The 13489-nt window shown below is 63.4% G+C and carries 12 protein-coding genes and 1 pseudogene; 10 read left to right on the top strand and 3 right to left on the bottom strand.

What is annotated here, in order from left to right; genetic code table 11:
* Window positions 1–9: 9 nt before the first annotated feature.
* From ACXX81_RS14195 to ACXX81_RS14175, 5 genes are all read left to right on the top strand, one after another.
* Window positions 10–453 (top strand): hotdog fold thioesterase, encoded by a 444-nt coding sequence (locus ACXX81_RS14195; protein ID WP_209980654.1) that lies wholly within the window; start codon window positions 10–12, stop codon window positions 451–453.
* Between the two features lie 97 nt (window positions 454–550).
* Window positions 551–1354, top strand: coding sequence for an alpha/beta fold hydrolase (locus ACXX81_RS14190; RefSeq protein ID WP_209980656.1), 804 nt, complete (start codon window positions 551–553; stop codon window positions 1352–1354).
* On the top strand, window positions 1351–2205 hold the full coding sequence (locus tag ACXX81_RS14185; protein ID WP_458571921.1) for an alpha/beta hydrolase: 855 nt from the start codon (window positions 1351–1353) through the stop codon (window positions 2203–2205). The genes ACXX81_RS14190 and ACXX81_RS14185 overlap by 4 nt, the downstream gene beginning before the upstream one ends.
* Before the next feature lie 102 nt (window positions 2206–2307).
* Window positions 2308–3126, top strand: a complete 819-nt coding sequence (locus ACXX81_RS14180; protein ID WP_458571920.1) for a DUF4892 domain-containing protein — start codon at window positions 2308–2310, stop codon at window positions 3124–3126.
* 72 nt (window positions 3127–3198) lie between these two features.
* On the top strand, window positions 3199–4251 hold the full coding sequence (locus ACXX81_RS14175) for an AI-2E family transporter (protein ID WP_209980664.1): 1053 nt from the start codon (window positions 3199–3201) through the stop codon (window positions 4249–4251).
* Between the two features lie 626 nt (window positions 4252–4877).
* Here the strand turns inward: ACXX81_RS14175 and ACXX81_RS14170 are convergent.
* Together ACXX81_RS14170 and ACXX81_RS14165 are read right to left on the bottom strand one after the other, a co-directional pair.
* On the bottom strand, window positions 4878–5915 hold the full coding sequence (locus ACXX81_RS14170; protein WP_209980666.1) for a sensor histidine kinase: 1038 nt from the start codon (window positions 5913–5915) through the stop codon (window positions 4878–4880).
* Complete coding sequence (locus tag ACXX81_RS14165) at window positions 5915–6676, bottom strand: response regulator (protein WP_458571919.1); 762 nt, start codon at window positions 6674–6676, stop codon at window positions 5915–5917. Before ACXX81_RS14165 ends, ACXX81_RS14170 begins: the two co-directional genes overlap by 1 nt.
* Window positions 6677–6924: 248 nt before the next feature.
* Between ACXX81_RS14165 and pyrF the strand changes: the two genes are divergently transcribed.
* Window positions 6925–7623, top strand: a complete 699-nt coding sequence (gene pyrF / locus ACXX81_RS14160; RefSeq protein WP_209990247.1) for an orotidine-5'-phosphate decarboxylase — start codon at window positions 6925–6927, stop codon at window positions 7621–7623.
* Between the two features lie 142 nt (window positions 7624–7765).
* Here the strand turns inward: pyrF and ACXX81_RS14155 are convergent, their stop codons facing one another.
* Entirely contained in the window at window positions 7766–8773 is a 1008-nt protein-coding gene (locus tag ACXX81_RS14155; protein ID WP_458571918.1) for an NADP-dependent oxidoreductase, read from the bottom strand.
* A 228-nt stretch (window positions 8774–9001) separates the two neighbouring features.
* Here ACXX81_RS14155 and ACXX81_RS14150 point away from each other — a divergent pair, with 228 nt between their 5' ends.
* The 4 genes and pseudogenes from ACXX81_RS14150 to ACXX81_RS14135 all read left to right on the top strand — a co-directional run bounded on the left by ACXX81_RS14150 (window position 9002) and on the right by ACXX81_RS14135 (window position 13458).
* Entirely contained in the window at window positions 9002–9763 is a 762-nt protein-coding gene (locus ACXX81_RS14150; protein WP_458571917.1) for an SDR family oxidoreductase, read from the top strand.
* A gap of 201 nt (window positions 9764–9964) precedes the next feature.
* Complete coding sequence (locus tag ACXX81_RS14145) at window positions 9965–11377, top strand: aminotransferase-like domain-containing protein (protein ID WP_209980674.1); 1413 nt, start codon at window positions 9965–9967, stop codon at window positions 11375–11377.
* Window positions 11378–11490: 113 nt separating this feature from the next.
* Window positions 11491–12600, top strand: a pseudogene (locus ACXX81_RS14140) (HAMP domain-containing protein); the annotation flags it as partial.
* Entirely contained in the window at window positions 12577–13458 is an 882-nt protein-coding gene (locus tag ACXX81_RS14135) for a methyl-accepting chemotaxis protein (protein WP_458572594.1), read from the top strand. The pseudogene ACXX81_RS14140 and the gene ACXX81_RS14135, both read left to right, overlap by 24 nt.
* The last annotated feature ends 31 nt before the right edge of the window (window positions 13459–13489 follow it).

Genomic DNA, 13489 nt, shown 5'->3' with positions numbered 1-13489 from the left:
ACACTCCCAATGAGCCTGTGGCGCACCCAACCGAACATCGAACACCTCAATACCCTGCAGAAAAACACCATCGGTGAACTGCTGGACATCCGCTTCGAAAGCTTCGATGAGCACTCCCTGACTGCAAGCATGGTGGTCGACCACCGCACCCATCAGCCCTACGGCCTGCTGCACGGCGGCGCGTCGGTGGTGCTGGCCGAAAGCGTCGGCTCCATGGCCGCCTACCTGTGCATCGATGCCAGCAAGTTCTATTGCGTGGGCCTGGAGGTCAACGCCAACCACCTGCGCGGTGTGCGCAGCGGGCGGGTGACGGCGGTCGCCACGGCGATTCATATCGGACGCACCACCCAGGTATGGGACATTCGCCTGACCAGCGACGAGGGCAAGGCCAGTTGCGTATCGCGTCTGACCATGGCCGTCGTGCCCTTGGGCGAGAACCCGCCGGCGCGATAGGCGTGGCGTGAGTGCCATCATTCCTGGCAGTTACGGTCATTGCCGTACACGCCAGGCATGGGGACAATCGCTCCACTGTCTGTGCAGAGGGTTCGGTATGTCGCAGCACGTGTTTTTTGCCCACGCCAATGGTTTCCCGTCGGCCACCTATGGCAAGTTGTTTGCCGGCCTGGCGCCGGAATACGAAGTGGCTCACTTGCCCCAGCACGGTCACGATCCCAGGTTCCCGGTGGATGACAACTGGCAGAATCTGGTGGATGAGTTGATCCATCATGTTGAGCAGCAACCCCAACCGGTGTGGGGCGTGGGCCATTCACTGGGTGGCGTGCTGCATCTGCATGCGGCCATGCGCTGCCCGCAGCTGTATCGCGGGGTGGTGATGCTCGACTCGCCGGTACTCACGCGTGCCGACCGCTGGGTGATCCGCGCGGCCAAGCGTTTTGGCTTTATCGACCGCCTCACGCCAGCCGGGCGCACTCTGGGTCGCCGCGAAGAATTTACCGACCTGGCTGCTGCGCGCAGTTATTTTGCAACCAAGACGCTGTTTCGCGGGTTCGACCCGGACTGCTTCGAGGCTTATCTGCAGCATGGCCTGTACCCGGTGGGCGATCGCCTGCGGCTGCGCTTCGACCCGGCCACCGAAATCAGCATCTACCGCGGCGTGCCCCACACCAGCCCGGGACAGGTGCGTCAATTGCGGGTGCCGTTGGCGATGGTGCGTGGCCGCCAGAGCCGGGTGGTGATGCGTCACCATGCCAGCGGCGTCGACCGCCTGCCCATGGGCGAAACGCTCACCGTGCCTGGTGGCCATATGTTCCCCCTCGAACACCCACAGGACACCGCTGCCTTGATCAAAACCCTGTTCGCCCGCTGGGAAAACCGTGAGCGCAGTTGCGCATGAGCACGCCCGTCGAAGAAGTACGTCTGAGCCTGCCGCATATCGAATTGGCCGCCCATCTGTTCGGCCCCGAGGACGGCTTGCCGGTGATCGCCCTGCATGGCTGGCTGGACAACGCCAACAGCTTTGCGCGTCTGGCGCCGAAACTCACCGGCTTGCGCATCGTCGCCATTGATATGGCCGGCCATGGTCACTCGGCGCATCGCCCGACGGGCGCCGGTTATGCCTTGTGGGATTACGTGTTCGATGTGCTGCAGGTGGCCGAACAACTGGGCTGGAAACGTTTTGCATTACTTGGCCACTCCCTCGGCGCCGTCGTGTCCACCGCCCTGGCCGGGGCTTTGCCGGAACGGGTCACGCACCTGGGCTTGATCGACGGCGTGATCCCGCCAACCGCCAGCGGCGAGCATGCCGCCGAGCGCCTGGGCATGGCGTTGCAGGCGCAACTGAGCCTGCAGGAGAAGCGCAAACCGGTCTACACCACCCTGGACCGTGCGGTTGAGGCGCGCATGAAAGGCCTGGTGGCCGTCAGCCGCGAAGCCGCCGAATTGCTGGCCCAGCGGGGCCTGATGCCGGTGCCTGGCGGTTACACCTGGCGCACCGACAGCCGCCTGACCCTGGCTTCGCCGATGCGCCTGACCGACGAGCAGGCGATGGCGTTCGTACGTCGCGTGGCTTGCCCTGCGCAGTTGATCGTGGCGGCAGAGGGCATGCTGGCGAAACATCCCGAATTGCTTTCCCAGCTGCCTTTCTCGGCGACCACGCTGCCGGGCGGCCATCATTTACACCTGAATGATGAGCCCGGCGCGGTTCTTGTTGCAGACTGTTTCAATCGGTTCTTCTCCGCGCCTTGACTTGGTGCGGTCAACTGCCGAGGCTGGGCGGATTGAAAGGGAGTCAACCATGAACAATCCAACCATAACGCCTGCTTGCACTGGCCCAGGCTCACCGATCCGATGAGCCTGGGTAAACGATTTTTCCGTGTTCTGGGGCTGGGTATGTTCAGCCCGCTGGTATTCGCCGCCGATGTACCGGGCAGTCAGGATCTGCCTGCCGTCGCCCGTCAGGTCGACGCGCAGATCGTCGATTACCGCCCGGCTGAAGAGAAAGAACGCATCTACCCCATGGGCGCGATCCGCAGGATCAGCGGCCAATTGCGTTCCGAGGGCCAGGCCACCGCCCGTGGACAAGCCACGGCCATCACCTATGAACTGCCCGCCGAACACACATCGAGCGCCGCGTTTACCGCCACGCGCGAAGCGTTGCAGGCCAACGGCGCGCAATTGCTGTTCTGGTGCCAGGCCCGTGACTGCGGCGAGAGCAGCCTGTGGGCCAATGAAGTGTTCGGCAACGCCAAGCTGGTGGGCGCCGACGGTCAGCAGGAATACCTGCTGTTGCGCCTGGCAGCCCCGCAGGACAATTCCCTGGTGGCGCTGTATGGCATCACGCGAGGCAATCGCCGCGCCTATCTCCACGTCGAGCAACTCGATTCCGGCACGCCGCTGGGTACGCTGCTGCCCACCTCCGCAACACTGCTGCGTGAGTTGAAAAGCACCGGCGAACTGGACTTTCCCGCGCTGGCCGCCGAGCCGGATGCCACCTGGCTGACGCTGATTTCCCGAGCACTTAACCTCGACACCAACTTGCGCATCAGCTTGAGCGGCGCTTCGGCCGAGGCCTGGCGCCAGGCGCTGGTTGGCAGCGGCGTACGCGCAGCCCGCCTGGAAACCGGCAGCGGTGACACTAAAGGCTTGCACCTGCATCTGATACGCTGAGCGTCCCCGGGCGAACGGACCCGTGCCGTTCGCCTAAGCTATGTTCCTGAGACCTTCCTTTCGAGATTTTCCATGCCCAATAATGATCGCCTGCTGGTGCAAATCCTGCTGCTGGTGCTGTTTGGTGCCAGCTTCTGGGTGATGGCGCCGTTCTGGTCGGCGCTGTTCTGGGGCGCGGTGCTGGCTTTTGCCAGTTGGCCGCTGATGCGTCTGCTGACCCGTGCGCTGGGCGGGCGCGAGTCGCTGGCCGCCGGCATCCTGACCCTGGGCTGGATGCTGTTGGTGGCGCTGCCGCTGGTGTGGCTGGGCTTCAACCTGGCCGACCATGTGCGCGATGCCACGGTATTGATCAAGGATATCCAGGTCGATGGCCTGCCCGAAGCGCCCACCTGGCTGGGTTCTATCCCGCTGGTGGGCGAGCGGCTGGTGGGCATGTGGGACAGCATCGACGAGCAGGGGGCCGCGCTGATGATCAGCATCAAGCCGTACCTTGGCCAGGTGGGCAACTGGCTGCTGGCGCGCAGTGCGCAAATAGGCGGCGGCATTCTCGAACTGACCTTGAGCCTGGTCTTCGTGTTCTTTTTCTACCGCGACGGCCCACGCCTGGCGATGTTCGCCCACCGCCTGCTGGAACGCCTGATCGGTGAGCGGGCCGGCTACTACATCGAACTGGTGGCCGGCACCGTGCAACGGGTGGTCAATGGCGTGATCGGCACGGCCGCCGCCCAGGCGCTGCTGGCGCTGATCGGCTTCCTGATCGCCGGCGTGCCCGGCGCGCTGGTACTGGGCATCGTCACCTTCCTGCTCAGCCTGATTCCCATGGGCCCGCCGCTGGTGTGGATCCCGGCTACGGCATGGCTGGCGTGGAAAGGCGACTACAGCCACGCGATATTCCTCGGCATCTGGGGCACGTTCATCATCAGCGGCGTGGATAACGTGCTCAAACCCTACCTGATCAGCCGCGGCGGCAACCTGCCGCTGGTGATCGTGCTGCTTGGCGTGTTCGGCGGCCTCATTGCCTTTGGCTTTATCGGCCTGTTCATCGGTCCTACCTTGCTGGCAGTGGCGTACAGCCTGCTGATGGACTGGAGCGCGAGCCAGGCCCAGGAGCGGCGGGAAACATAAGTCTGCAAATTACACTGTGGGGGGGCGCCGTGAGCGGGCTTGTTGTGGCGAGCGGGCTTGCCCCGCGCTGGGGTGCGCAGCAGCCCCAAAACCATGCTCTGCGCAGTGTCAGGTACAGCGCGTTTACCTTGATGGGGGGGCGCCGCGCACCCCAACGCGGGGCTAGCCCTAATGCCGTTCAGTTAAGCCAGTGTGATGCTCGAAGCAATGAGCGGTGCGACTTTTCGGTGTATATATCGGTTTGTGCGGTAACGGCGACTTAGGGTTCCGCCCTTACGGCGGCTCACTTTTGAAAAGCGCAAAAGTAAGCAAAACGCTCTTGCCCCAACACTCGGCACCTCGCCCAGGCTCGGTGTGCCTAAGATCAAGATCAAAAGCGCGGCGGCCTGAGAGCCGACCGGAATGGCTTGCGAACGCTGTACAAAATGTGGGAGGGGGCTTGCTCCCGATGGCGTCGGCCCAGCAAACATTGATGTTGAAGACACACCGCTTTCGCGGGCAAGTCGCACCGCCGCTCGCACAGGGGAGCTGCGCTTAACTGACTGGCATTAGGGCAAGCCCGCTCGCCACAACAGAGCGGCCTGCCGCAGAGGCTCCCGTTTGCTGCGCCACCTTCCTACCAGGATTCAAGCCCGAGGCAGCCACATCACCGCCGTCAAACCACCTCCCGGGGTTTCCTCCAGGCTCAGGCGGCCGCCGAGGCGTTCGACCGCTTCCCTGGCAATCGTCATGCCCAGGCCGACGCCGCCGGAGTTGCGGTTGCGCGAGCCTTCCAGGCGAAAGAATGGCTCGAACACGGCCTCGCGCTGATCCGCCGCGATCCCCGGGCCGTGGTCGATGACACGAATCATCAGGGCCTCGCGGCTGTCCGTCAGTTCCACGCGTGCGCCGCCGGCGTAGCGCAGCGCGTTGTCGATCAGGTTGTTGAGGCCCGAACGCAGGGCCATCGGCTGCACCTGCAGCGGCGTGCATGAACCCGCATATTGCACGTCGCAGCCCTGGTCCTGGGCGTTTTCGCTCAGTGACTCCACCAGCGCCTGCACATCGAGCCAGTGCCGGGTTTCGCTGGTGCGCTGTTCGTGCAGGTAACTCAGGGTGGCGTCGAGCATGCCGATCATGTCGTCCAGGTCCTGGCGCATCTGGCCTTGCAGGCGGGTGTCTTCGATCTGTTCCAGGCGCAACTTTAGGCGCGACAGTGGCGTGCGCAGGTCATGGGACACGGCGCCGAGCATGCGCGCGCGCTGGCTCACCTGCTCGCGAATGCGCCGTTGCATGAGGTTGAAGGTCGAGGCCGCCTGTCGTGCCTCGCGGGGGCCGGACTCGTTGAGCGGCGGGCTGTCGAGGTCCAGGCTCAGGCGCTCGGCCGCTTCGCTCAGGCGCTGGATCGGCCGGCTCAGCAGTTTGGCGCCGTACCATGCGGCGATGATCAACGTGATGACCTGAAACGTCAGCGGCACGACCGGGCCGCCAAACCACGGGCGTTGGCGCTTCTGGTGCACGGGCGTGAAACTGCCATCGGCCATCTGCACATACAGGTCGCCGGTGGGCGGCGGGGGCGGGCCATAGTGGTGAAACCAGAAAATCGTCAGCCCGTGGGCCAGCACAATGGCCACCAGCAGCACCCCGAACAGCCGCCCGAACAGCGTGTTGAAGGCGTTGCGCATCAGCCGATATCCCGTGCGTCGAACAGGTAGCCTTCACCGCGCACGGTCTTGATCAACTGCGGCGCTTTTGGATCGTCGCCCAGTTTCTGGCGCAGGCGCGACACCAGCAGGTCGATGCTGCGGTCGAAGGCTTCGATGGAGCGACCGCGCGCAGCGTCCAGCAATTGCTCGCGACTGAGTACGCGACGCGGACGCTCGATGAACACCCACAGCAGGCGGAACTCGGCATTGGACAGCGGCACCACCAGGCCGTCGTCGGCCACCAACTGGCGCAGGACGCTGTTGAGGCGCCAGTTGTCGAAGCGGATATTCGCGCGCTGCTCGGTGCGGTCATCGCGCACCCGGCGCAGGATGGTCTGGATGCGCGCCACCAACTCGCGAGGCTCGAATGGCTTGGACATGTAATCGTCGGCGCCCAGTTCCAGGCCGATGATGCGGTCGGTGGGCTCGCAGCGTGCGGTCAGCATCAGGATCGGGATGTCCGACTCGGCGCGCAGCCAGCGGCACAGCGACAGGCCGTCCTCGCCCGGCAGCATCAGGTCGAGCACCACCACATCGAAGGTGCCGGCCTGCATGGCCACGCGCATCGCGGCGCCGTCATTGACGCCGGTGGCGAGAATATTGAAGCGCGCCAGGTAATCGATCAGCAGTTCGCGGATCGGCACATCATCATCGACAATCAGGGCGCGGGTATTCCAGCGCTTGTCGTCGGCAATTACCGCGTCTTTGGGCGCGTCGTGTATGGCGGAGGGGGTCTGCATAGTGCGGTCATCTGCCTGGTGGATACGCTCAGCATAGGCGCCCAGCCCCATGGCTGGAAGTGCTGGACGCTCGGTCGTGGGCGCGAGGCTAGCGCCGGGGCGTGTTGAGGGCATGTCGTGAATGTATCGGCGCCGACACAAATGCAGAAAAGCCAGTACCGTCGGTATTTACCGATCACCGGATCCCGCAACGGCGCCGCTTGCGCTACAATCCGCGCCGATTTCGACTTGCCTGAGAGCCCATGCCAATGTCCGTCTGCCAGACGCCTATCATCGTCGCCCTGGATTACCCTACCCGTGAAGCCGCACTGCAGCTGGCCGACCAGTTGGACCCCAGGCTTTGCCGGGTCAAGGTCGGCAAGGAACTGTTCACCAGTTGTGCGGCAGACATCGTCGGTACCCTGCGCGACAAGGGTTTCGAGGTGTTCCTCGACCTTAAATTCCACGACATTCCCAACACCACCGCCATGGCGGTCAAGGCGGCGGCCGAGATGGGCGTGTGGATGGTCAATGTGCACTGCTCCGGCGGTCTGCGCATGATGAGCGCCTGCCGTGAAGTGCTGGAACAGCGCAGCGGCGCCAAACCGCTGTTGATCGGCGTGACCGTCCTCACCAGCATGGAGCGTGAAGACCTGGCCGGCATCGGCCTGGATATCGAGCCCCAGGAGCAGGTGTTGCGCCTGGCGGCCCTGGCGCAAAAAGCCGGGCTCGACGGTTTGGTCTGTTCGGCCCTGGAAGCCCAGGCGTTGAAGACGGCGCACCCGTCGCTGCAATTGGTGACGCCAGGGATTCGTCCGGCGGGCAGCGCGCAAGACGACCAGCGGCGCATCCTCACTCCGCGCCAGGCCCTGGACGCGGGCTCGGACTACTTGGTAATCGGCCGTCCGATCAGCCAGGCCGCCGATCCGGCCAAGGCGCTGGCAGCGGTCGTCGCTGAAATCGCCTGATACTCAAGGCAAGCACAGAAAAAATGTGGGAGGGGGCTTGCTCCCGATTGCAGTGTGACAGTCGACACAGGCATCGACTGATCCACCGCTATCGGGCGCAAGCCCCCTCCCACAGGTGTACTCAGGTCTCAGAAAGAGTGCCTCAGCTGACCTTGAGCACCAGCTTGCCGAAGTTCTCGCCATTGAACAGCTTCATCAACGTCTCGGGGAATGTCTCCAGCCCCTCGACGATATCCTCCTTGCTCTTGAGCTTGCCCTGAGCCATCCAACCGGCCATTTCCTGCCCGGCGGCGGCGAAGTTGGCGGCATGGTCCATCACCACGAAGCCTTCCATGCGCGCGCGATTGACCAGCAATGACAGGTAGTTGGCCGGGCCTTTCACCGCTTCCTTGTTGTTGTACTGGCTGATGGCGCCGCAAATCACCACCCGCGCTTTCAGCGCCAGACGGCTGAGGACGGCATCGAGAATATCGCCGCCGACATTATCGAAATACACGTCCACGTCTTTGGGGCACTCGCGCTTGAGGGCGGCGGGCACGTCTTCGCTTTTGTAATCGATGGCCGCGTCGAAACCCAGCTCATCCACCAGGAACCTGCACTTGTCGGCGCCACCGGCGATGCCGATCACACGGCAGCCCTTGAGCTTGGCGATCTGCCCGGCAATGCTGCCTACTGCGCCGGCGGCGCCCGAGATCACCACGGTTTCGCCGGCCTTCGGCGCGCCGGTGTCCAGCAGCGCGAAGTAAGCGGTCATGCCGGTCATGCCCAGGGCCGACAGGTAGCGCGGCAATGGTGCCAGGGTCGGATCGACCTTATAGAAGCCACGTGGCTCGCCGACGAAGTAGTCCTGCACACCCAGCGCGCCGTTCACGTAATCGCCGACGGCAAATGTCGGGTTGTTCGAGGCAATCACCTTGCCCACGCCCAATGCGCGCATCACTTCACCAATGCCGACCGGCGGAATGTAGGACTTGCCCTCGTTCATCCAGCCACGCATCGCCGGGTCCAGGGACAGGTATTCGTTGTGTACCAGCACCTGCCCGTCGCCAGGCGTCCCCACCGGGACTTCCTGATAGGTGAAGGTGTCACGCGTGGCCGCGCCGACCGGGCGTTTGGCGAGCAGGAACTGGCGGTTGGTCTGGTCAGTCATGGCAGGGACTCTTGAGAAATGAACCCCGAGTGATAGACCTGCGGTGGCGTGAATGCAAGTGTTTGCCCGACGTGCGAATGCTCGCCGATAGACCGGAATGATAGTGCTGCCGGTGCACTTATCACTGCGATCCATGCAGCCACAACCGGGCTTTTGATAGTGCTGACGCGCCAGGTCTGGCCTTGGCTAGACTCGGCCTACAGTTATCTCTCCCACAGGATCTTTGCCATGAGCATGACATTTTCCGGCCAGGTCGCCCTGGTGACCGGCGCCGCCGCCGGTATCGGCCGCGCCACCGCGCTGGCGTTTGCCGCCGAGGGTTTGCAGGTGGTGGTCGCTGATCTGGATGTGGCGGGCGGCGAGGGTACGGTCACGCTGATTCGTCAGGCCGGTGGTGAAGCGGTGTTTGTGTGCTGCAACGTTACCCTCGAAGAGGATGTGCAGCAGTTGATGGCGCGCACCATCGCCGCCTATGGCCGGCTGGATTACGCGTTCAATAATGCCGGCATCGAAATCGAGAAGGGCAAGCTGGCGGACGGTAGCCTGGACGAGTTCGATGCCATCATGGGGGTCAACGTCAAGGGCGTGTGGCTGTGCATGAAGCACCAATTGCCGCTGCTGCTGGCCCAGGGCGGCGGGGCGATCGTCAATACCGCGTCGGTGGCCGGGCTGGGCGCGGCGCCGAAGATGAGCATTTATGCGGCCTCCAAGCATGCGGTGATCGGCCTGACGAAGTCGGCGGCGATTGAGTACGCGAAAAAGAAAATCCGCGTCAACGCGGTGTGCCCGGCGGTGATCGACACCGACATGTTCCGCCGTGCGTGGGAAGCCGACCCACGCAAAGCCGAGTTTGCCGCAGCCATGCACCCGGTGGGGCGCATCGGCAAGGTCGAGGAAATTGCCAGCGCCGTGTTGTACCTGTGCAGTGATGGCGCGGCCTTTACCACGGGGCAGGCCTTGGCGGTGGACGGTGGCGCGACGGCGATCTAGGACGTGATCCCGCCGGCCATTCGAAAACGCCGGGGGTGGTTGTGGGGCGTTTCCAGAACGGACGAACGCCGCTTCGAATGTGTGTCATCAGGTAAATAATTCAATAAAATCAATACTTTAATAAGAATTCAAAAAGGGCCTGAAGGGGCTTCTGTGCTTAACTGCTCGGGTTGAATAACTGACAGTTCAAGTGAGTGGCTCATGGATTTAGGGATCGATCGACAAGCCCTTGTACCGGTGGTGCAGCAAATCGTCAGCGCGGTGGCCGAGTGGATCCGCAGTAATGGAGTCAGCCCCGGCACGCGTCTGCCCTCCATTCGGCAATTGGCCCTCGACAACCTGCTCAGCCAGTCCAACGTGGTCGAGGCGCTTGAGCGGCTGGTGGCTCAGGGGCTGCTGGCCTCCAGCAAAGGCTCCGGGTTTGTGGTGGCGCCGCCGCCGGTATTTTACGAACCTGCGTGGCATGAAGGTGCGGAACGCGAGTGGGGGGCCTTCACCGACAGTCCTCTGGGGGAACTGAAACTGGGCTGCGGCTGGTTGCCGGACGACTGGCGCGAAAGTGATGACCTCAGTTATGCGATCCGCGAAGTCAGCCGTACCGATACCGCCGGCCTGTTCAACTACAGCACGCCCCTGGGGTTGCCGGCGTTGCGTGAGCAATTGCTCAAGCGCCTGAACCAGATTCAGGTGAGCAGCAACCTGGAGTGCATTCTCACCACCCACGGTGCCAGCCATGCCCAGGACCTGCTCATCCGCACGCTGCTCAAGGCCGGGGATGCGGTGGTGGTCGAGACGCCGGGCTATGGCAACCTTTACCGTCAATTGGCGTTTCACGGCGTCACGCGGCTGGAGGTACCCCGCACCTGTTCCGGCCCGGATATTCCTGCGCTGGAAGCGCTGCTGCAACGTCATCGGCCCAAGTGCCTGTTCACCAGCAGCCTCTATCACAACCCCACCGGGTCCAGCCTGAGCCGCGATGTGGCCGAGCGCTTGCTGGCACTTGCGCGCCGCAACGACTTCCTGATTATCGAGGAGGACGTCTACGGTGACCTGCAACATGCCAGTTGCACACGGCTGGCGGCACTGCCCCATGCTGATCGCGTCATCTATGTATCGAGCTTTTCCAAGACCCTGAGCAGCGCCTTGCGCGTGGGCTATCTGAGCGCGGGCGCCTCGCTCATTGCGCAACTGGCTCACCTCAAGACGCTGACGGGCATCGGCACCTCGCGTTTCGCCGAAGCCGTCGTGACGACGTTGCTGGCCAACGGCACTTACCGAAAGTGGGCGCAACGCTTGCGCAAGCGCTTGAACGCGCAGATGGCCGCCACCCTGCAAGTGCTGGAAGACGAGGAATGGCAAGTGTTCACCGTGCCCGCTGGCGGCATGTTTCTATGGGCGCGGCCAGGGTTGGGCGACCCCTCGCGGGTGCAGGCCTGCGCCCGGCAGTTGGGTGTGCTGTTGACGCCAGGCGCGCTGTTCAATCCGGCGGGTGAGCCCAGCGATTGGTTGCGCATCAATGTGGCCCATGCGGGTGATCAGCGCGCGCTGGCGTTATTCCGCGCGATGGGGCCGGCCAGATCGACCTCGACCATTCTGAAAACGACCAGTACGTAGCTTTTTGCCATTATTGTGGCGTCAATGACTTGTGTTCAGGGCCCTGTGGTTGCCAATCTCGCTGCTGATAAACCGGGCGTGTGGCATCCGCCATTGCTGGAGGGGCAAGTGCAATGATTTCGGGCGTGCAACGACGTTTCGCCAACCTCGGTATGGCGAAGAAGCTGGGCTTGGGTTTTGCGCTGGTATTGCTGCTGACGGCGCTGGTGGCTGCGATTGGCGTGTGGTCCCTGCACACCGTTGGCCAGCGTTTCGATGGGCTCAAGCGTATGTCGTCACTCAACGACGGCTTGCTCAAGGTGCGTTTGATCGAGCAGGACTACGCGCTGCACGCCGACCCCAAAGCGGTGGATGCCCTGCATGAAAGTGTCGATGCACTGGCCGCGCTGGCGGCCAGTCTCAAGGTGCAGTCGGCGGCCAATGGGCCGGTGATGACCGATGTCGAGCAGGCCCTCGGCGCCTACCGCAAGGCATTCGACGAGTTTGTCGAACTGACCCAGACCAAGGACCTGGCGCTGGAAATGGCCAGTTGGTCGGTGTCCAGCGTGGCCAATAACCTCGACGTGTTGCAGTCGGGCCTGGCGGACGATGGCGCCGAAGGCCTCAAGGAGAGTCAGGGCCGCGAAGGCGCCGAGCTGATTCAGCAGGCGGGGCAGATCAGTCAGGTATCGCGCTTGATGCTGCAGGCGATGAACGAAGCCCGGCTGCGTTTGGACCAGAGCCGCCGCGCGGATGCCGAGGACGCCGAGCAGGGCAAGATCGAACAGGCCGAGCAGGCGCTGGCCCAGGTCGAGCAGTTGAAAACGTCGGTCAAGGACGCCGGCTATCAGACTGTACTCAATGAGGTCTCCGGGCATATCGCCGCGTTCAGCGAAAAGCTCGGTGAATACACCGACCTGCTGGCCCAGGAAAAAGGGGTCTACAAACAATTGCATGAGCGCGCCGATCAGGTGGTCAGCCGGGTCAACCAGGCGTATGACGCCGAAGACCAGTCGATGCAGGCGCAGTTGGTCAAAAGCACGCTGCTGATCATCGGCTCGTCTGCGCTGGCATTGCTGGTGGGGCTGATGGCAGCGTGGCTGATTACCCGTTTGATCGTCGCGCCGCTGCGCAGCGTGATCGCAGTGGCCAGACAGATTGCGGCCGGCGACCTGACTGGCCGCATGGAGGTCAGCCGCCGCGATGAAATCGGCCAGTTGATGCAGGCGATGCAGCAGATGGGTAATGGCCTGAGCCAGATGGTCAGCGGGCTACAAGCCGGCATCGAGCAATTGGCCAGTTCGGCGCAGTCGTTGTCCAGCGTTACCGAACAGACCAACATCGAAGTCAGCAGCCAGAAGGAAGAAACCGAGCAGGTCGCCACGGCGATGAACCAGATGACCGCCACCGTGCACGACGTGGCGCGCAATGCCGAAGAGGCTGCGCAAGCCGCGCAGACCGCGGATGAGAAGGTCGACAGCGGCCAGCAGGTGGTACGCCTGAGTCTGCAGCGCATTGAATTGCTCGCCACCTCCAGCACCAGTGCCAGCGCCAGTATCGAAAGCCTCAGTGCCGAGATCCAGCACATCGGCACGGTTCTGAGCGTGATCAAGAGCGTGGCCGAGCAGACCAACCTGCTGGCCCTGAACGCAGCCATCGAAGCCGCCCGCGCCGGTGAGCAGGGGCGGGGTTTTGCGGTGGTGGCCGACGAGGTGCGAGCGTTGGCCAAACGGACCCAGCAATCGACGGAAGAAATCGAGCGGCTGGTGAGTACCTTGCGCAATGCGGCGCAGTCGTCGGTGCAGCAGATCCAGCAGAGTGGCGAATTGGTGAAGCTGGCGGTGAGTGACGCGCTGGAAACCGAAAGTGCCCTGGGCAGTATCGCGACGGCCGTGTCCTTGATCCAGCAGATGAACCAGCAGATTGCCGCTGCCGCCGAGGAGCAAAGCTCGGTGGCCGAAGAGATCAACCGCAGCGTCACCAGCATCCGGGCGAGTGCCGATCAGTCGGCATTGAGCATGCAGGGCAACGCTGCGTCGAGCATCCAGCTGGCGCAGTTGGGGGCCGAACTCAAGGGCATGGTAGGGCACTTCCGCCTTTGATCGCCGCGCAGCACGGCGATTAAAGAGGGAG

The sequence above is a fragment of the Pseudomonas sp. GNP013 genome (genome assembly GCF_054343995.1).
The sequence above is the reverse complement of the archived record's forward strand: the minus strand, read 5'-3'. Positions and strand labels throughout refer to the sequence as shown.